At 38.2% G+C, this 20188-nt stretch carries 19 protein-coding genes; 3 read left to right on the top strand and 16 right to left on the bottom strand.

What is annotated here, in order from left to right; all coding sequences use genetic code 11:
* Window positions 1–2: 2 nt before the first annotated feature.
* The 4 genes from ND812_RS08865 to ND812_RS08850 all read right to left on the bottom strand — a co-directional run bounded on the left by ND812_RS08865 (window position 3) and on the right by ND812_RS08850 (window position 5738).
* Window positions 3–1679 carry a hypothetical protein gene (locus ND812_RS08865; RefSeq protein ID WP_265375165.1) on the bottom strand — a complete coding sequence of 559 codons (1677 nt, stop codon included), beginning with the start codon at window positions 1677–1679 and terminating at the stop codon, window positions 3–5.
* Between the two features lie 618 nt (window positions 1680–2297).
* Window positions 2298–3086, bottom strand: a complete 789-nt coding sequence (locus ND812_RS08860; protein ID WP_265375164.1) for a hypothetical protein — start codon at window positions 3084–3086, stop codon at window positions 2298–2300.
* 18 nt (window positions 3087–3104) lie between these two features.
* Complete coding sequence (locus tag ND812_RS08855) at window positions 3105–4265, bottom strand: LIC10775 family protein (RefSeq protein WP_265375163.1); 1161 nt, start codon at window positions 4263–4265, stop codon at window positions 3105–3107.
* 3 nt (window positions 4266–4268) lie between these two features.
* Window positions 4269–5738: a hypothetical protein gene (locus ND812_RS08850; protein ID WP_265375162.1), complete on the bottom strand. Its 1470-nt coding sequence runs from the start codon at window positions 5736–5738 to the stop codon at window positions 4269–4271.
* Window positions 5739–5832: 94 nt separating this feature from the next.
* On the opposite strand from ND812_RS08850, the gene ND812_RS08845 reads away from it, so the two are divergent.
* Entirely contained in the window at window positions 5833–6102 is a 270-nt protein-coding gene (locus tag ND812_RS08845) for a hypothetical protein (protein WP_265375161.1), read from the top strand.
* A gap of 7 nt (window positions 6103–6109) precedes the next feature.
* Here the strand turns inward: ND812_RS08845 and ND812_RS08840 are convergent, their stop codons facing one another.
* The 3 genes from ND812_RS08840 to guaB are packed head-to-tail and all read right to left on the bottom strand — an operon-like array spanning window position 6110 to window position 9097.
* Entirely contained in the window at window positions 6110–6787 is a 678-nt protein-coding gene (locus ND812_RS08840) for a 16S rRNA (uracil(1498)-N(3))-methyltransferase (protein ID WP_265375160.1), read from the bottom strand.
* Between the two features lie 3 nt (window positions 6788–6790).
* Window positions 6791–7561, bottom strand: coding sequence for an outer membrane lipoprotein-sorting protein (locus ND812_RS08835; protein WP_265375159.1), 771 nt, complete (start codon window positions 7559–7561; stop codon window positions 6791–6793).
* 9 nt (window positions 7562–7570) lie between these two features.
* Window positions 7571–9097, bottom strand: a complete 1527-nt coding sequence (guaB, locus tag ND812_RS08830) for an IMP dehydrogenase (RefSeq protein ID WP_265375158.1) — start codon at window positions 9095–9097, stop codon at window positions 7571–7573.
* A 97-nt stretch (window positions 9098–9194) separates the two neighbouring features.
* Between guaB and ND812_RS08825 the strand changes: the two genes are divergently transcribed.
* A complete protein-coding gene (locus ND812_RS08825) occupies window positions 9195–10352 on the top strand; it encodes a DUF1577 domain-containing protein (protein ID WP_265375157.1) in 1158 nt (385 codons plus the stop codon).
* A gap of 28 nt (window positions 10353–10380) precedes the next feature.
* Here ND812_RS08825 and ND812_RS08820 read toward each other — a convergent pair whose 3' ends face one another.
* The 3 genes from ND812_RS08820 to ND812_RS08810 all read right to left on the bottom strand — a co-directional run bounded on the left by ND812_RS08820 (window position 10381) and on the right by ND812_RS08810 (window position 13965).
* Window positions 10381–12294 carry a B12-binding domain-containing radical SAM protein gene (locus tag ND812_RS08820; RefSeq protein WP_265375156.1) on the bottom strand — a complete coding sequence of 638 codons (1914 nt, stop codon included), beginning with the start codon at window positions 12292–12294 and terminating at the stop codon, window positions 10381–10383.
* A gap of 44 nt (window positions 12295–12338) precedes the next feature.
* Entirely contained in the window at window positions 12339–13598 is a 1260-nt protein-coding gene (locus ND812_RS08815) for an EAL domain-containing protein (RefSeq protein WP_265375155.1), read from the bottom strand.
* 196 nt (window positions 13599–13794) lie between these two features.
* Window positions 13795–13965 carry a hypothetical protein gene (locus tag ND812_RS08810; protein ID WP_165780331.1) on the bottom strand — a complete coding sequence of 57 codons (171 nt, stop codon included), beginning with the start codon at window positions 13963–13965 and terminating at the stop codon, window positions 13795–13797.
* A gap of 79 nt (window positions 13966–14044) precedes the next feature.
* On the opposite strand from ND812_RS08810, the gene tmk reads away from it, so the two are divergent.
* Window positions 14045–14650 (top strand): dTMP kinase, encoded by a 606-nt coding sequence (gene tmk / locus ND812_RS08805; protein ID WP_265375154.1) that lies wholly within the window; start codon window positions 14045–14047, stop codon window positions 14648–14650.
* Here tmk and ND812_RS08800 read toward each other — a convergent pair.
* The 6 genes from ND812_RS08800 to ND812_RS08775 all read right to left on the bottom strand — a co-directional run bounded on the left by ND812_RS08800 (window position 14636) and on the right by ND812_RS08775 (window position 20187).
* Window positions 14636–15538, bottom strand: a complete 903-nt coding sequence (locus ND812_RS08800; RefSeq protein ID WP_265375153.1) for a class I SAM-dependent methyltransferase — start codon at window positions 15536–15538, stop codon at window positions 14636–14638. The two genes, tmk and ND812_RS08800, sit on opposite strands and share 15 nt — an antisense overlap.
* 7 nt (window positions 15539–15545) lie before the next feature.
* A complete protein-coding gene (locus ND812_RS08795; protein WP_265375152.1) occupies window positions 15546–16400 on the bottom strand; it encodes a metal ABC transporter permease in 855 nt (284 codons plus the stop codon).
* The gene (locus ND812_RS08790; RefSeq protein WP_265375151.1) at window positions 16393–17106 is read right to left on the bottom strand and encodes a metal ABC transporter ATP-binding protein; all 714 of its coding nucleotides are present in this window, start codon (window positions 17104–17106) and stop codon (window positions 16393–16395) included. The genes ND812_RS08795 and ND812_RS08790 overlap by 8 nt, the downstream gene beginning before the upstream one ends.
* On the bottom strand, window positions 17084–18046 hold the full coding sequence (locus tag ND812_RS08785; protein ID WP_265375150.1) for a metal ABC transporter substrate-binding protein: 963 nt from the start codon (window positions 18044–18046) through the stop codon (window positions 17084–17086). The genes ND812_RS08790 and ND812_RS08785 overlap by 23 nt, the downstream gene beginning before the upstream one ends.
* Window positions 18047–18060: 14 nt before the next feature.
* Window positions 18061–19371, bottom strand: coding sequence for a hypothetical protein (locus ND812_RS08780; RefSeq protein WP_265375149.1), 1311 nt, complete (start codon window positions 19369–19371; stop codon window positions 18061–18063).
* 69 nt (window positions 19372–19440) lie between these two features.
* Window positions 19441–20187 carry a hypothetical protein gene (locus ND812_RS08775; protein ID WP_265375148.1) on the bottom strand — a complete coding sequence of 249 codons (747 nt, stop codon included), beginning with the start codon at window positions 20185–20187 and terminating at the stop codon, window positions 19441–19443.
* Window position 20188: the final 1 nt, after the last annotated feature.

Raw genomic sequence — 20188 nt, 5'->3', positions numbered from 1 at the left:
CTTTAATTTGATCGATATCCGTATGATTCTGGAGATGTAGTGCCAGTCCAAAAATTAGCTTGCACTTGGAGGTAAATCCTCCTGTCATCAATGAGCATTGGACTTCCCGTATTCACATCTCTATCAAGTTTGTTTGCTAGAATTTCATAATAAAGTTGTACTTTATAATGATGTTTATCACCGAATAAATTTAATCCAATCCAATATATGCGTAAGGTTTCGTTTGGATCATGACGATTGCCATTCCGATTAAAGTCACCCATCAATTGGTCATATTTGAAGATTGGCATTAGATAAAATTTGTTAGTAATTGGGATATTGTATCCAAAAGTTGTATGCCAACCGATGAGACCATTTGATGCAGGCCCACTCATTTTCGTATAAGCAGTATTGAAGTAAAAACCACTCCATGTAAAGGTAGCATCATATGTATGGGCAATGAGTCCCATCTTGGTTCGTCCCGGAGTTGTGCCACCATTTTGTGTATTGTATCCAAGCGTAGAACTTCCGCCATCAGCGGAAGGGTATCCATTCACACCTTGGGGTGTTACAAATGAGATTCCACTTGTCGTTCCCGCGTTGTATTCCATTGCCGATACAGCAGGTGTGACAAGGTTTTGAGTTTGTTGGAACGCTGAACCTAAAGATAATTTCATATCCCTTTGGAAAATTTCCTCTCCCTCTTGCCAATTCACTTCACGGCCATCCGATTCTCGTTTTAAACTACCAAACACATTCCAAACTGCTCTACCATAATACGTTGGAGAAATATTCACAAAACCGTAACGATTGGAAGTCGTAAGATCCTGCCTTCTTCCCGTTCCATAATCACCACCGCCACCTTTTCCATTTCCCACCATAAATGATAGATGTAGATAACGTTCGTATTTCGGATTAATTTCCTTCAATGGAGTTGCTTGTAACATAATACCATTGTCGAATTGTGGGAGTGCTGCTGTCACCATACTTCGTTCTAAAGAGACAAGATTGGCACTTGAGCCAATGTACTCTCTGTTAAATGGTACATTGATTTGGCCTAATGTGATTCTACCACCAGCATACGGAAGTTTTGTATATATCACTGCTTCCTGGATATAACCTCTATTGTCTTTTAATCTTTCGTTGGTGACTACATTTACGCTCCCTGGCCTACCACTTGCATCTGTATAATTTACAGTCTGTGTTGTTTGAGAGATATCTACTCGATTCAACATATTTTCAAGACGTAGTTGGATACTTGCACCCCACCAATCATTCTCATACATCGCACCTAACCTTAACCTTCTAAACGCATAATCAATGGCATTAAAATCTCTATGGCCATTGGAAAGAGGAGATTGTGCGGTCCCACTCGCACCACGAAACTGAACCCTTCCTGTAATCGTAAGTTTTTCTTTACTTACATCATCGGGGCGATGCGCAAAGGCATCCGGTAATGTTGTTACATTGTGATTGGTTTTGTTAGTGCGTTCATCCAAAACACTCGGGAATTTTTCAATTTTAACCCGATTGTTGCCAGGTTTTGTAAAAATTTGCCCTGTATCTTTGTCTTCATAAAACTCTGTTGAACTTTGAGACAAAATTGGTTGGAAGATAGAAATACTACTGAATAAAAAAAATATGATGAGTTTCCTTTGTGGGAAACGAACCACAAAGTCATTTTTAAAAAGATGAAACATTTAATTCTCCAAAATAAATAGAATCTAATATTCGTTAGCTCAATGAATTGAGTTACCGCTTTGTTTTGAATAGATTGTAATTAAATTAGAGAGGGCGGAGGGATTTTGTATTCGTGATAATAACTTAATTTATGAAAATAGTACTGATTTTCAAAATGAATCCTTCGGCATTCGGTATTTGATTCGATCGCCTTGGGACAATTCAATATACAAATGTTTGAATCTACAACTGAATGACCTTCTTCTTCCTGGTCGTTTGTGTCGAATTCATTGAATAAAAACTTTTCGTCAAGATTGGACGGATACTGTCTCGAAGATTGGAAAACCATTCCTTGGGAAGTTTCTTCCAATTCTTGAGGGTAAAGATTTTGATTCTCGAGTAAAAGGTTTCCAGAAAATCCTGCCAAGAGGAAAACAAATAGCAGGTTTCGATAGACTGAACTAAGTCTGGAACAATTCATATTCATTTTTGTAACAAAAAGCACATCTAGGAGGCAATCTGCTACTGATTCAATAGTATGCAGGCCTTTTGTTACAAACAGATTACATTCACTTTACAATTGTCGTTTATTTGCAATGGAAATGAGATGGCTCCAAACAAGAGGAAAATTCAAAATTTCAGTGAAAATACTTTGGAAAATAAACCACAATCCCCCAAATCAGATGGAGTAAAATGAAAAATAAAAACGAAAATATTCCTTTTGTTTCAAACTCAGAATCCAATCGATCTTTCCAAATGATAAAAATAGAATCTTGATTCAACTTTGTCTCTTTTGTTTCCCAGATCGTTTCTTTTAATAAAACTCCTCCCGAAAATAGACTTGAGACAGAACAGTTTCCATTTTCTTTCGAATAACACAAAGCATACATTGGTAACTTGGTTTCTTTTCCAGAGACAGCACGTATCCTTTTGTAATGGAATGTAATCACGGGACCATAAACAAAACTACCTGATCTACGTCTCACAAGTAAGGGAGAACGAAACGAACCTGAATCAGTATCATCTAAATAAAATTCCCGCAAATACAAATAACGATTCCCCATTGCCAAATGAGACTCTTCTGGTAAAACATCAAATTGGGAAGTGAGGCCTAACTTGTAACCAATGGCATCTCCTAAAAACAAGAGAATATCCCCTCCTGCAAGTAATGACAAAAAAACGGCAAAAAGGATTTTATACCCACTTGATTTGATAAAGTGAATTCCTAAAAAAACCAAAGGTAAAAAGAAGATCAGTAAGATCCAAATGGAATGAGAAAGTGGCCAATAGACACCAAACGGTAATAATGCGATGCTAAATACAAATATGAATCCCAAACCTAACCAAAGTTGAAAGAATAAGGAAGGAGACCCATCGTTCGGTTCAGGTTTTTTCCGGTATTTATTTTCAACAAATGAAACAAACATTTTGATTCCTAATCGATTTTAATCTTTCACAACAAAACTATTTCGAATCGTATTCCAATACTCATCTGCTTTCTTTTTCTCTCGTTTTGGATAGGATAAAGACAAAAAATAACCTCTTGGAGCATTATATACATAATATTCCTTCATTTCCATTTCGATTCGGTTCCCGATATCATCTACTTCAATCCATTCACTCAGATAAACATTTTCTTTTTCTAAACGTTTGAATTGCAGTTTTCGCATTTGGTTATTGTTTAAGGAACGAAGAGAGTCCCAAAACACAAAGTAATTTTTGTTATTCCGTAGAGGCCTTACTTTATCAAAACTAGAACCTATTGACAAAATGATTTTTGGCAATGTTCTCTTTTTTTTACCTGAGACTTGTAAAAGAAAAGCTTCTTCCCATTCGGTTTGACCTTCTGGAAGGTAATTGGATAAAAACTCAACAAATCGTACGATCCTATAAATACTATCTCGATTTTCGCCATAAATCCCAAGTCGATTTCCGTACAAACCTTCATATCGTAAAGTCGATGGGATTTTTAATCGATAACGAAACGATTCTGATTCCAGATACAAATAATCTCGTAAGGAAACTTCATCCACATAACATCCATAAGGATCACTCACCAAATCTAATGGAATGGTTTGGTCTGACCATTCATTGGCCGCTCGATTTGTAATTTCGTTCGAACGAATCAACCATTCAGGAAAAAAACCCGAATCTTTTTCTTGTTTTAATCGGTAACAAAGGTGGATCCCCTTTCCCAGGAATACTACATCCTTTTCCTTTCTTACTTCATACAAAACTTCTAATTCTTTTGCTGCTATGTCTGCTTCTGCTTGGAGTGGAAATTCTTTATAATACTCATCATCAATGAGGAACCTGATTTTGCCTGATGGTGACACCAGGTAATTCCTACCAAATCGATCTTTTTTTTTCACAGAGGATTGTTTGTTCTTAAATTCACTTAAGAAACGATGGTAACTTCTCGACTCTTCCTCTTCTGCATCAGGGATCCATGGTTTTTGGAGAAGTGGATCAACAATTACACTCGGTTGGTTTTGAGAATGTAGGTATGTGTTCTCAAATCCAAAAAGCATAGTTAGAGAAATACAACAAATACAAAGATTCCATTTCCAATGTAACAAAAAGAGAGAATCTTTCTCTCTAGTCATCACTTATACCTGGTATTTGGATTGGATAAAATTGAGAGCCATAGTAAAGATCTTCGAAAATTCTTTTTTATGGACATCACCATTCACTCGCGACAAAATTCCTCGTAACAATGTTTGCACTTGTTGGTAGTTGGGAACTTCATAAAACGATTTCTGGATATGAGGCCATGCCATTTTGACGATCTGCATAAACTCAGGACTTCCCTTTTTGAATTCCTGAATCATCCTATCTAACGTAAGTTTTACGATCTGGAAATTTTTAATTTTTTTTACGATCCCTTTTAGGACATCCGGTTTTAGTTCTGATTTTGAGCTCATCATTTGGAAAAGTGTATTCCAATCAACTGCTTCATTTTTTTGTTCTTTCAGGACTTGGGTTCGTAATGATACAACTGCTTTATCAAACTCCGATAGAGTTCTTAACCAATTTTGGTAACCAACTTGGTCACCTTTAGTTTGGTAGGTGGTGATGGTTTGCACCAAGTCCATAAATTCTTTTACAGAATAATTTCCCAATCGCACCAAATTTAAGTCCACTGGTGGAGGAGTTGGTGCCTCTTCCTCGTATTCAATACCTAAATCATTGGAAAAATCGTCATGTTCTTCGGAACTTGTTTCGTTCGTATTATCAGATAGAGAGTCAGAAGAATCATCGAACTCAAGATCTTCGATTTCATATTCTTCATTTGTTTTGGCTGAATTGCCATTTGTATTTGATTCTAATTGAGGAGTGTCTGTTACTTCTGGTCCGATTTTTACTTCTAACCTTTCACCCGTTAATATGTCACTGAAGGTTTCGGTAATTTCCTGTAAGATGGATTTTTCTTTTTCAGGAATCAATGTTTGTTTTTTTGCGATCGGAGTGGGAGGTGCATTGGCAACGGCAAGTGCTTCTGTTAATGAAACTGGTTCTTTTTCAGATTCCGAACCAGATGGAATCGATAATGCCGCTTTTGCAGAAGCTGCCATAAGGCCTTGAGGTTCGATGATCTCACCGGTTAAAGGATTTTCTAAAACCATCAATATCCCTTTTTGTGCATAAACATAATCAGAGGGATGAGTAAAATGTAATCCTTCTACAATTTCTTCAGCAATGGAAGAAAAACTGGGAACTGGAGCATTTTTCATTTTTTCCAATTCTTGGGTTTTTAGTTTTTCTTGGACTTTGGTTAGGACTTCTATAAAATTCGAATTGAGATACGCAGATACTTCTTCTTTGGAAACACCTAACAACGTGGCAAACTGGGGGAGGTGTTCAAAAAATTGATCCGTTTTTTTGATGTTCCCTGTCATGTACGATTTGATTTGTTTGGCGACTTCTTCCACTTTTGTGGGATCCATCTTTTTGGCTTTTAAGAGGCGTTTGAAAATATCTATATGGGCATGGAAATAGGACAAAAATTCCCCATAAGCGGTGAATTCATATTCACCTTGTCCTTTTTTCTCTAAGACTTTTTTACTAGTTTCTGCCATAATGGGATCTCATCCAAAACATAGGAAAAGAAACAAGGGTCAAGATTTTTACGAACCGATTGACGAAATGCTAGCAAAGAGGAGTCTATACGATATGAAACGTTTTTTTTTACTGGTGACACTTGGATTTGTCGTGTTCTTTTCTACATCTTGCCAAAAACGACAAGATAAAACATTGGAAAGAAACTTATTCACATTCATCCTTTCTTGCACTGGGGGGAGCCTTTCTGCATGTAATGCTGATTGTGTAGCAAAATACCCAAACATCACAGGTGATAATTATCCGACTGCTTCTACCTGTTTCAGCAATTGTTCTACCAACTGTAGTTTGTCAGCGACCTTACTTCTATTAACCAACAAATAAACTGGTCTTACGTTCCATAGACCAAAAAGCTTGCGGCAACGATCCCGCAAGTTTCCGTTCTCAGCACACCACCGGGTAAAGTCAGTTTTGGAATCTGATTCCTTTCCATCCAATTTTCTTCTTCCTCATGGAAACCACCTTCTGGCCCAATGACAGGAATTTTTCCTGACAAACTGGACATTTCGAACGGTTTTTGTCCAAAAGGATGAAACACCACCAAACTTTCTGTATGTGCTTCCATCCAATCTTTGGCCGTTTCAATCGAAAGTTTTAAGATTTCAGTCTGTTTGGACTGAGCAGCTGCTTCCTTCACAATCTTTTCTGCCCTTTCCAAATTAAATTCTTTGCGTATGGAATGACGAAATACTAAAAATACCACTTCATTCAATCCAATCTCAGTCACCTTCTGTAAGAAAAAATCCAAACGATTCCCCTTTGGTAAAGCGATGGCAATTTTTTTTCGATTGGCTTTAAGAGGAACAATTGTTTCTTTTTGGAACTTCAGTTCCTTCGAATGGGGAGTGAGAAGGTAATCAAACAATCCACCTTCTCCATCTCGAATTTGAATGATGGTAGATTCATTTCCTAAACGAAGTGCACGAAGGTGATTCACTTCTTCCTTCGTTAATTGAATCTTGTCTTTTTTTTGGAACGGAATTCGAAATAGAATGAGCCCTGGTTCCAAGGTTTATCTACTTAGGTTATCTACATTAAAGAGAGATGCATCTGGATTTACAGTTTTATCCACTTCTTGGATTTCCCAAACCGTAATACTACCTGTGTTCAAATCTAACATTTCCAAACGAGAAGCTTTTTGTATGTCTTCCACCTTTCCCGTTGATTCTTTGATTTTGACAGGTCCATATTTTAAGTTTAATGTTTTGAATAAAATACCATCACGATCATGAAAGTCAACGCGGTAAGGTTTTAAATCCTTTTTGCCAACGAGTAACACCAGTTTTTTGTAGAAATATGGCAGAATTGGTTTGAGAGAAACTCTGTAATACATCTCTCCACCGATTTCCAAATCACCATTGACAAGTGGGTTGTAATTTGCCTGATACGAATAACCAGAAAGATCCACATAAAAAAATCCAGTCCCCATGAGGGATTCGTATTTTTCGTCGTCAGTTTTGCGAAACAGTTTGGCACTGAGAACATTGAAGAAAAATACGTTTTCTCCTTCGTCCTTGGTTAACAATTTGGATTCGAGGCCTCGCCCTTTTCTGTCAAAAAGAAGCAAAGCATCCTCTCCATTAAAAAATCGATTGATTCTCCATGTTTCCGATGTTCCGTTCCTACGAATGAGAACATAGGTTCCTTTCACAAGGCCTTTCCCGTAATCCATTTCCCGGTCAAGCCTTGCAAGTAATTCCTGGGCCGATAAACTGGTGTCAGGTGCTTGGGCCTCTAGAGATACAAAAGAAATCAAAAAAAATAAATTCCAAAGTTTTCGCATGTGATTTCTTTATTCAGCTCTCATTGAAGGTTTTGTATAAGAATACAATCCGTGCACACTACCTTGTGCTTGGGCTGATTCTGTCCTACGTTCAAAACGAAGTTGTCCTCCGCGTAAAGCTTTATGGAGGTCAGGAATATTTCGGTATCCCATATCTTGGAAACTTTGTCTGAGACCTTGTACGAGGTAAGGAATTAGATTCAAAACAGATCCTTTATCCACAACATAACCAGAAACACCTTGTGCTACTTTGATTTTTTGGGATTCAGAGAAATACCGTTTGTCTCCACCTTTGTTCATCGCTTCTAAACTTGCCATTCCTCTGTATTTCTTTAGACGAATGCCATTTTCATAAAAATACTCACCTGGTGCTTCTTTTGTTCCTGCAAACATAGAACCCATCATACACATAGAGGCACCTATCGCGAGAGCATTGGCAATATCACCGATGTTAGAAATACCACCATCTGCGATCACTGGAACTCCATGAGCTTGTGCATACTCTGCTGTTTTGAATACTGCAGTTGCTTGTGCACGTCCCACAGCCATAGTGTCTTGGGTGATACAAATAGAACCAGGTCCCATACCAATCCGAAGACCATCTGCGCCAGCCGCGATAAGGTTTGCCGCTTGTGCTTTTGTGACAACGTTTCCACCAATCACGTCTGTATGAGGGAAATTGGATTTAATCCATTGGATCATTTCCATTTGGTAACTTGAGTTTCCTTGAGCAGAATCAATGATGATTGCGTCCACTCCCACTTCTGCAAGAGCCGCCATCCTATCACGTGACTCTGGTAAGGTGGAGAGTGCAGCACCCACTCTTAATCTTTTTTGGTCGTCTTTTGAAGATTGAGGGAATTCTTTATTTTTTTTCAAGTCACTTCGACAAATGAGAGCAACTAGTTTCCCTTGTTTGTCTACAATTGGGAGTTTTCCTTTTTTACTTGTACGAAGGATGTCATTTGCTTCCCGTAAGCTGATTCCCACATTTGCTGTGATGAGCTCAGTTGTCATTACCTTCCCTAACTTGATGTCACGATCTCTTTCAAAATCAACATCTCGGTTGGTAACAATACCAACTAACTTAGTTCTTGCGGTGCCATCTTCCGTAATTGGGATCCCACTGAATCCATACTTTTCTTTTACGGCATCTAAATCAGCAAGTGTGTGTTCAGGAGAGAGTAAAATTGGATCTTTAATAAAACCATTTTCAAATCGTTTTACCTTTCGCACTAACTCCACTTGTTCTTCAATTGTATTATTATAATGAATGATTCCAATTCCACCCATGAGTGCCTGTGCAATTGCCATTTCAGACTCTGTGACAGTGTCCATAGGAGAACTCATAAGAGGTCTTTTGAGTGTAATATTTTTAGAAAGTTTTGTTTCGAGATCAACATCGCTCGGATTGAAGTCTATATATCCAGGTAGTACTAAAAAATCTCGATACGTGAGTCCCATGTTGACCGAGAAGAGCTCTTGTCCACTGACTCCATCGAGAAGCTCAGATCCTGGTAGGGGGTGATTTGACATAATTATCCTTCCTTTTTCTACTTTAGGTAAGAAAACTCTAAGTGCAAGAGAATTTCAGGAGAAAATTGACCGATAATAGTGAGTACCACGACCTTTTATGGAAACAGTAGAAAGAAACAAACGTTCCTTGGATGTTTTTTCCGACACGGAAAAAAAACTGCATGTTTTGACCAAATTTCTATTAAATCAGGAATTAAACCTGAAAGACGATATTCATTCGGGAGAAATTTGTTACCTCAAAAAAGTATCTCAAGATGGGAACAAAGTTCTCGTGGGTGTGCGGCCAACGATCACCCTTTCCGTGGGCCAAAAAATCACTCTCTACAAAATCCTTGGCCGTTACCTGCATTTAGAATGTACTGTGGAACAAGATAAAGGTGACTCGCAATACATCTTACATTTGAATAAAATTGCCATTGCCAAAAAGGACAGAGAAAGTTCGAGGATCCCTGTTCCTCCTGGATCAGCATGGATTACAAATGTGGTCTCCAGTAAGGCAAAAATTGAAACTGATATGTTTCATGTTCCTACGGCAGTGAAAGTGAACTTCCAAGACTATGAAACCAAACTGAAAAATACAGTGGATTTCATCAAAATTTCGACTTTTAATTCTCGTGAGGATGATGAGGTCATTCGCCTGATCAAAAAAACAAAAAAAGGATTCCTTCTCGAGGACGTCAACAATCGGGAATGTTATGAAACTTCACCTAACGAAGATTTTATCGTTTTTGCTGACGAAATTGAAGAAGATATCAATAAAGAAATTAACAATCGTCGTAATTTAAAAATCAAATCGGAACTCATCCTACCTATTTTGTATTTAAACGATGAGGAAGAATCCATTCCCATTGGATACATCCACATGCAAAGTAAAACTGAAAACTTTGATCTCTTAAAAGCAATGGAGATGAAAACTTTATGTTTTGAAATGGTGGATCGAATTCGTCATTCCAATATGATCAAATCGGATGGTAAGTTCCCAGTGATTGATATTTCAGAAGGTGGATTAAAGGTGATTGTAGACCACCCTGATCTCATCCAAAGCCTTCCCAAACTCACAGGATTTCAGTTTGATATTTTCTTTAGAATGCAATCCCCTCTCACTGCTTTCGGCCAGATCAAAACGATTACGAAAAATGAGGAAGGCCACCTAACAGTTGGACTTGCGATCGCAGGGCATTCCTCAAGAGCAGGTGAAAAAAAACGATTCTTAGAAAACGTAGAATTTTTCCGAAAACAACTCCAAAAAAACTAACCACCAAAGGTTGTCTGTTATAAGAAGTTTATAATTCGCCATATCCTAAAACTTCCATAGACCATCTTTCTTCCCACTTTCTACTTGTGAATGTGATTGTCTCTGGATCCATTTCTTTTAACAATTCCCAATCTTTTGTTGAGATGGTATCACCACTGACCAAATAAAAAAACGAATCATCAGGATCTATTTTGGAAATGGTTTCTGGAACAATGGTTTCATACACCAAAAAAGATTCTTCCCCTGTGAATGAATCCCTCCAATTTCTGAGTGATTCTTTTCCGTGTGGAATCACAAAAACCAATCGGTGTTGTAAATTTTCACCTCGGTATTCTAAGGTTTTTGCCAAATAAGAATTACGTTTGGAATGGAGTAAGTTCTCTAAAGCCAAGATTTCATTTGGTTTTGGAACATCCAACAGTGGGATCACAAAATCGATGGTGCAAAATGGTTCTGCTTCAATTTTTCTTTCGATGACCGACAGAATTTCCATTCGATCTTTCGAAAGGGAATCGGTATGGAACCAAAGACTTTGGTGCCTTGATCCACGTTCTATCGTTTCTAAAAAATCAAACTCTGTTTGTTTTTTATCTTTCGGATACCAATCAAATCGATCCTTTTTGTTAGGTGCCACATCACACAAAAATGGCCTCGGAAATTCATCTAACCTTCGTTCCAATAAATCTTCAGCAAAATACACAGAATCACGTAGTGCCTCAGGGCTAAATGTAGGTGTTTGGATGATTCGGTAAGGAGGTGTAGGCATATAAACAAGACCTTCTCTAATTGCATCTTTACGCATACTTGTGCCTGGCAAAACGGAAAGTGGAAAGGCCTGCACCCATTCACCTAACCCATGTTCCAAGAAAAAGTGAATCCCTCTTTCGACATCGTCGGGAGTGTCACCAGGAAGACCAATGATCAAATCAAGTAAGAGGTCAATCCCTTCCCCTGCCAACATTTTGGCAACTTCTGCAACTTTATGAGGGCTACCGTAACGTTTTACTCGTTTTAGTGTTTCTTCATTTACAGATTGTAAACCAAGTTCAATTCGATTGAACCCAGCTTTTCTTAGTTTGGTGGCAAGTTTCGGAGTGACTCCCTCCGATCGAAGCTCTGCAAACATGGTCATTTGGCCATCAGAATTCACTTCTGCAATCGCATCTAAAAATGAATCAAAACCAGGTCTATGATTGAATGTTGGATCTAAAAATACAAGTTCCCTTGCACCCTTCTCTTTCAAGTTGGATATCAATTGGATCGTTTCTTTGATATCCAATGTACGAAGGTTTTGGGATGATTTTGGATAAAAACAATACGTACATTGTGACTTACAACCTCTCACTGTTTCTAAGTAAGTGGACCGTTTTGGATTCACAAGTAAATGACCGGTTGTATAGGGAGATGGGAAATCCGTTAATGGAAAGTTAGCTGGTGATGGAATTCCAAATGAACTTAAAAAACCATCTTTTTTTCGATAGGCAACATTTTCTACATTCTCTAACGATTCTTTGTTTAACAAAGCTTTCATTAAACTGCGAAAATTATGTTCTGCTTCTCCTGAAACAGCAATATCATACCCATCCTCACCAAGTACATAGGGGTTGTCTTCGTTTACTTCAGGTCCACCGATTAGGATTTGGATCTCCGGATTTCTCTTTTTAACTTCTTTGGCTATAAAAAGGCTTCGTTCCGTGTTCCATAAATACAAAGAGAGTCCCAAAAAATCAGGGCCTTCCTTGCAGATTCGGTCAATTAAGTCTTTATCCCCTAAAGAGTCGGTGTCTTCAGGAGAAATAACGGAAGGGACAATCCCTTGGATCGGATCTTCTTTGGATTCAAGGCAACTTGCCAAACTAGCAGCTGCTAGGGGAACATTCCCTGTGGCCGCAAAATAACTCGGCGGAGGAACGGGTAACTGCAAAAACTGGATTTTTGCCATATCTCTAACCAGTTTTCACGTTCCGATTGGTTCGGCAAAAACTTTCAGCTTCGAGACACGATCACATCGATAAATAATATCAAATTTTCGGACAAGTTTCTAGCAAATGTCCGTAACATCATCCTTTCGGAAATATCATGGTACATTTGAGAGAGAGTCCACGCATCTCGACTTGTTTTGGATTTATGTAAGTGCTCAAAAAAATAAGGTCGAAACGACCAGTTTTTTCCCAAGATGGAATAATCAGGTTTCATTTCACCGGTTTCTGACCTCGCATAATTGGGTGATACTTGGAACCCCATATGGTTGGTAATGTACATCCGAAAAAAGTCCCCATCTCCAAAAACAGATGTGGAAAAATTCTCTTTCCATTCCCAAATCCCATCTTCTTCCCCAAACCCCATTACAATTTCAGAAAGTTTATTTTTCCAAATGGTTTCCCATTCAATTTGGTGGTTCATCTCTTTTTGTTTTCGTGAATGGAAGTATTCCAAAGAAGATTGCATTTCCGATCTGTATTCAAATCGGCCAGAAAAATTCATCTCGGGTTTTGCAAAGTAATACCCTTGGATGTACCTGGCTCCGTAATTCAAAGCGTTGTATAATTCATCTTCCGATTCTATCCCTTCGAATAACAAACTACTGCCAAGTGACTCACCTAATTTTGATAAGTTGAGTAAGATCTCTTTAAAATTTCTGGAAAAAGTAGACCTACGTAACATCTGTAAATCTACTTTGATGATCTCAGGGTGAAATAAACCGATTCTATCTAAGTTACTTGCCTCCGAACCAGCATCATCTACGGCGATGGAAAATCCTTCGTTTCTGTATAAATTGAGAACAGGTTTTAAAAGTTCCAAATTATGTGGAAAACGTTCTTCGGTAATTTCAATCACGATCCTAGAAGGATCAAGTTCCACTTCTCTCACCATCCGAATGGTCTGAGGTAAGGTTGTTTCCAAATTGAGGAGAGCATGGTACAAAATGTTCGGCGAGATATTCAAAAAAAGTTTGGTTTCGGGAGGTGCTTCTTTTGCAAATTTCTGTAAGGCAGAAAATCGAATTTCTTCATCCACCTGTTTTTTCAAAAAAAACAATTCATCATAACCTAAGGTATGAGTGAGAAAAAAATCACCTAAACTGAATAAACCTTGGTCAGTGGACAATCGGCCGAGCAGTTCATAACCATAAATTCCAGTGGATTCTGAGGATAAGATAGGTTGGAAAACGGGTGTGAGTTCTCCACTGGCAAGCCACTCTTTCCACTCGCGAACCAGTTTATGACTTTCACTTTCTATTTGCATAGAGGGGTACATACATTCCTGTTGCAAGAACGGTACCAGTGAGCAATGTAGTGAAGTTTACTGCATCATGCTTGTTTTTTTAGCATTAGCGAACAAATATTGTAAAAATCTGGTTTTTATGTAGAAGTTTTTAGCAAAATGGTAAAAAAAAAGCCACCCAAGTCTCCTTGAGTGGCTTCCGAACACAATGCATCAATTACTTGATGTCTCTTGCTCTTGTTTTGAATGAGTCATCCAATTTTGGCTTTTTAGAAGGTTTTGGTTCTTCTACCACTGGCTGAGTCGGTTGTTTCACTTCTTCAGAGGCACAGTTGATCATAAATACAGCCAATAAAGCAATGATTAGCATAGACGAAATTTTTTTCATGTATTTGCTCCTTAGACTAAACTGTCGAATTTCGTAAATAAGTCGAGGAAAAAACGATGATTCTGAATATGGAGGAGATATGCCAGTAAAGTCGCAGTTTTTTGTCTTCGAAGGGATCGATGGTTCAGGGAAAACAACAGTTTCAAAGAGGGTTTCTGAAATTCTAAATGAAAAATTGTTCCCAAATGTATGGCACAGAGAACCTACCGATAGTGTTTTCGGTCAGAAAATCAGAGAATTCCTCCAAGGGAAAATCAAACTCACCCAAGAAGAACAATTAAAACTATTTTTACAAGACAGAGAACTATCAGTACAGGACGTCATCTTACCAACGTTAAAGAATGGTAAATCAATTGTGCAAGACAGGTATTATTTTTCAACTGCAGCTTACCAAGGTAGAGACGAAGAACATGCTGCGGACATTTTGTACATGAATGAGGACAAAGGTTTCCCAGAACCAAACAATGTTTATTTTTTAGATTTATCTCCAGAAGAAGCCCTAGAGAGAAGGAATACTCGTGGGGGAAAACAAGAAGTATTTGATGAAAGTTCCGAACAAACCCGAATTTACCAAAACTATCTGGCAATTTTACCTGAATCGACAATTTTTGTAGATGCAACTGCCGATTTAGAGGAAGTTGTTAACTTTTGTGTTGAGGATATTTTAAAATCACTTTCTGTTTGATTTGTCTTTTGTCACACGAAAGACCATCATGTCTCCCATTCGGAACCATTTCACAAAACGATCAAAAAATGCCTTTCGCATTCGGAAGAAAACACTGGCATTTTTTCGACTTGTGAGCCCACTTCCGTAGGTAAACGCTTTGGGAGATATGTAACCAAGCGAAGTGAGTAATTGTTTTAGACCAGAAAAAGAATAATAATAAAGATGTTCTGGTACATTCAAATACCTCCAATGGATTCCATTCCATTTTGCAAGGAATCCATGCCGACAAGTGGACAAAATCAAAATCCCACCAGGTAACAAGTGTTTCATAATTTTTTCTAAGGTTTCTTTGGGTTTGTGTAAATGTTCGATTGTTGCCCAAAGAGTGATGACATCAAATTGATTTTGGTAACCAAGGTCCCATTCTAAAAAATTTTCTTGGAAAATCGAAAGACCAAGAGTTTCCCTAGCATACTTTACAGGACCATCTGCAATTTCAATTCCTTTGGCATCATACCCTCTTTCCTTCATATAAGCGACAAAGTACCCGGCAGCACATCCTATATCCAGTGAGGAAAGTTTAGTCAAGGTAGACTCCTTTTCCTTGATTCGATTTTTCTCCCATTGAAAAAAATCTAAATCTTGTAGATTCAATTGGAAAACACGAGAAATTTCCTTTCTGAGGTCACTGGAATAATAATTATCATACCCACGTTCCGTCCTCTGGGTAAAATAAGAATCATCATAGTATTTTTTGACTTCTATCAAACTTGGCTGTGGGTTCACTTGTACGAGTCCACAATCATCACAACTAACAATCGAAAATGATTCGCCTAATGGGCTATTTTTCGTATGCAAATGGGTAAAAGAACTTTTGCCACAGGTATTACAAGGAATGGTTTCCACAGATTTCCTATCGGCTTTTTTGCGAAAAAAAGGAAGTGATTAGATATCGACTGATATGAATAAAAAATGCAAAAAAACAAAGAACAAGGATGATACTGGAGGAAGTGGGAAAATAAATCATTTCGCCATTCCTCTCCAATCCAATGAGAGATACCATAAATCCCAAACAAGTCGAAGTGATCGAAAACAATACACAAACAACAGTTAAAATTTTTAACGAACGAATGATGGGAAGTAAAGCAAACACAGGGAGTAAAAGGTGAGCAATGCTGTAAAAGGTTCCAAGTAAATTAACTGCAACAGTTAGGGAAGCAGCAAGGATGATATAAAACAAAAGATCAAATGGAAGCGGATTTCCTACTTGTATTTTGTATTCGTCTCGATCAAAACTAATAAACAAAAACCTCCGAAAAAAACTCAAATACAAGATAAAAAAGAAAATGGCAACATAGATACCAAGTGAATCTGCTCTGACTTGTGAGGTTAAAATATCTCCAAAAAACGCTGCCATCAAATGATTTTGAACATTTCCGCCGAGTGCTAACATAAACTGCGATGCTGCCGAAAAGAAAACAAATAAGATACCTAGGATCACTTCTTCCTTCATACCAGGAAGTTTTCGCACATACAATAAAGGAAACACTAAGATACAAGAGAATAGGATGGGAAAAATTTCACCAGGCCACTCCATAAACAAAGACAAGGCAACTGAAAACGTAACCGCTTGGGAAAGGGTCACACCAAAAAATGTCATACCCCTTAATACAATCAGAATACCGAGTACAGATAATAAGGCTCCAACAAGGCTACCGACTAAAATTTGAGGCAAAAATAAATTCCAACTGGAAAGGAGACTAGTCATGATGGTGGCAATTGGGAGGCCTTTCTCCTTTTGTGATGTTGAATAATTTCCCTTCATCGATTTCAAAAATCTCATCAAACCCAAATCCCCAATCATGTTCTAGGCTGTGGGTGATGAAAAACAAAGAGCGATTTCCTAGTTTTAGATATTCGGATAAAACAGACTGAAAGAGTTCCCTTGCATTATGGTCCAATGAATCCATTGGTTCATCTAAAAATATCAAGTTTGCTTTCGTCAGTAAGGATCGTAAAATCAGAACTTTTTGAAGTTGCCCACCACTACACAATGAAATTTGTTTTTTCAAATAGGAACTAACACCGGTTCGTTCTATTATTTCTCTATCCTCTTCTGAAAATTTAGATTTAGGTAAAAAACTTAGTCCAATATTTTTGGGCATAAGCAATACATCCTCCACTCTGAGAGGGAAATCCATTGCCATTTTTTTCGCTTGGGGAACATAGGAAGTGGTAATTGATTTTGAAAAACTGATGTTTCCCGCAAGTGGTGGGAGTAAGTCAGTGAGTGTTCGAAACAATGTTGTTTTTCCTGCACCATTTCCACCGACTAGAGCGTAAGTTTTCCCGGATTCAATGTGTAGGTGGATGTCTGAAACAACAGGAAACTCTTTTCTGTACCCAACAGACAAGTGGTCTGCATGGATAAAAGTGGTGTGAGCTTCTGGACTATTTAGTTTTGTCGATTGCATCGCGTATCTTTTGTAAACTCAAACGTAAGGTCTCTTCATAACTAGTGGTGTCTAATGCACCAACAGAAACGGGGAGAGTGACCACAACCGATCCTGGCACCTTGGACGATACGTACTCAGCATACTTTGGATTATGATAGGGTCCGATCAAGATAATTTTTATCTTTTCTGCTATCATATATCCGATCACCTGATCCATATAACGAACAGAAGGTGGAACTCCAGGACGTTCTTCGATAGTAAGGTTTGCATTAAATTTAAACCGAGATGCCAAATAAACAAATTGGTCATGGAACACCGCAACTTTTAAGCCAAAATAGGGTTCCATTTTTTTCATCTCTTCTTTTGTCAGTTGGATGATACGTTTTTTAAAGGAATTAAAATTAGTTTCATAGTACTCCCCATTGAGTGGATCCACTCTTGTAAGGGCATTTTTGATGTTTTGTGCCATTTGGATGGCATTGATCGGGTCATTCCAATAATGAGGGTTCCCATAAATGTGCATGTCTCCCATGGACCGATCCATCATCACTGTTGGTTCCCCAAGGATTTTGACCCCAAAAGAAGTGTCACAATACCCTGGTTGGCCTTTTTGGATTTTCATATTGCGAGATTGTTGTTGGAGATAAGGGATCCAACCAATTTCTAAATCGAGACCCACAACGCATAAAACATCAGCTTCACTGAGTTTGACCAAAAAATCAGGACGGGTCATCACAAAATGTGGATCATCAACTCCACGGATCATTCCATAAACATCGGCCCTATCACCTGCAACCTGTTCGGCGATGTACTTGATATCCGAGATACTGGCAACGAGTGATACCTTTCCGAATACAGGTGAAGAAAAAAACAAAAGGCTAAAGAGTATCAGATAATGAAAAATATGTTTATTCTTTAAATTTTGATGATGGTAAAATGCAGAATCAAATTGAGGCATGATTTCCTATTTCCTTAATAACTATGTGCTGGATGAGAACCTAAAATGGCGACTGCTTGCACATAAAATCTCCACTCGCGTTGTTCCTGGAATTCTTGTTTGGAAAAATCCTGGATGTATCGCCTTTCGATCGAACCACGAATCCTTCCAAATTCTGAACTATGAAAAGTAATTTGAGTCGAATGTGCTTCTATAGCATTGTCTGCTAGTTTTCCATTTTTGTCGACAAGTGATTTATCAGTAAAATAATCATACCGATATCCGAGTGACCAAAGTTGGTGGAATTTATAATCCACAAAAAAGTAGTAACCCCACTGGTCTCTGGATGCTGCTTTTGATTTTTGGAAGGTACTTGGATCCATTTGTTCAGGGAAAATTTCTTGTTGGTACCAACCTTCGGACATGATCATGAGTTCCCTGAGATTGGAACGATTCCACCTTAAAACTGCATCCATTCCATACAAATACCTTTGGTTTTTTCTATCCGTTGTTGGTTCATACCGAACTCCAGAAAATCCAAATTGGGTTCCCCAGTTATTTCCAAAATAATAAAAATGTTTGAGGTGGGCATAACCCATTGGATTATTTTTCTGTTGGCCTTCCGTATGGGCGTGCCCCCACTTCCTTCCATTTGTTGCACCTAACACTAATTCCTGGGTAATCCATTTCCATGGTAATAAAATACTAAACTCTGCTCCCGTATCCATAGCAGACTCAAAACCAATGAATTTTTCATGTACAATTGGATTCATCGTGAAGGGTCTGTCATGAAGGTGAATTCGATTCAACCTTCCAATATCGAGGAACATCTGTCCTACTTTGAGTGAAGTATTAAAAGGTAAAAATGGGAACAAAACATTGGCTTCATGGACTTCAAAATAATACTTACCATCTTCCCCGTGAGCAGCTCCCAAAAAATTAGCACGCATCCATTGGTCAACTGCCGCCGTAAATCCAAACTCAGCAGAACGGACATCCATTTTATTATCGATACGTTCCCCAGTCCCTCTTGGTTTATTACGATCCCATGCACCTACAATGTCAATCGCGGCTGAAACATCCATCATCAAGTTTTGTGCGGAACGATTAATTTGGTTGGGTTGTTGTACGTTGGATGTGACTCCACGACTTCCTTCTGTACTTTTACTTCTTGTTTCTTGGTCTTTTAAATCTTTGTCAAGTTCTGCTTCCCAATCATTGGGTTCTGGATTTGGCGATTTGGTTTTAAGTGAGTTTGATTGTTTTTTGGTATCTGGTTCTTCTAGTTCTTTTTCCCAGTCATTTGTATCCGCATACAACCAAAATGCAAAAAAGACTGGTAGCATAACAACCACCAGCCGAAGAAAAGAAAAATGTTTATGGAATCCAAGTTTCACAGTAATGTCTATTATTACCTATCGAATCATTCCAGAAGTGCCAATGACAGACGAATAAATTGTCATCGATTTGACAATCACCTGATTCAGTTTAAGCCCAACTCGATCACCATTGATATTCACAGTCACACTGTCCTCTTCAAATTGGTAAGTTCCTCGATTGACAGAATCACAAGATCCTTCCCAACCAAAAATATGTGCACCATTTTCTTCATGTACTTCTAAACAAAGAGTTTTTTCAATCCCAACAGAGGTGCCCCAAGAGGCAGGAGTGCTAAACGCAGAAGATACATTATCCACTAATTTCTGAATGGTAGTAGCAGATATCAGAAAACCAGGTCCATTAAAATTGGTTTCTCCAGGTAAAATTGCTTTTAATGTAGACGAACCTGAATTCAACACGTATGTAATTTCAATCCCCGCTTTTTTTTCCCCACCAGAAGAAGATAAACTGCTGGCACGTGTTACAATTGTAGATGCATCACTGCTTCCAGAAATCCCACCATTAAAACTCACATTCTGGGCAGTAAACCCTAAACCAAGTAAGGTTGTTGTAACATCACCAGAACAACCAAAAAAATTATACCGCGTTCCGTTTCCCGCTGCGCCAGAACGTGCCGATTGACCGCAGGATCCATTATTTGCAAGAAGTGCCGCAAGGATCGCATCATTATTATTGTCTTTTTTAGAAGATTGAAAAAGTTCCGCACAATTGCCCAGAGAGACAAATACCACAAATACCAGGATCGGTTTTAAGAAATTCATA

Origin of the sequence: Leptospira limi, from assembly GCF_026151395.1 — a bacterium.
Lineage (GTDB): Bacteria > Spirochaetota > Leptospiria > Leptospirales > Leptospiraceae > Leptospira_A > Leptospira_A limi.
Note: the sequence above shows the minus strand (reverse complement) of the source record. Positions and strands in the feature narration are given on the sequence as shown.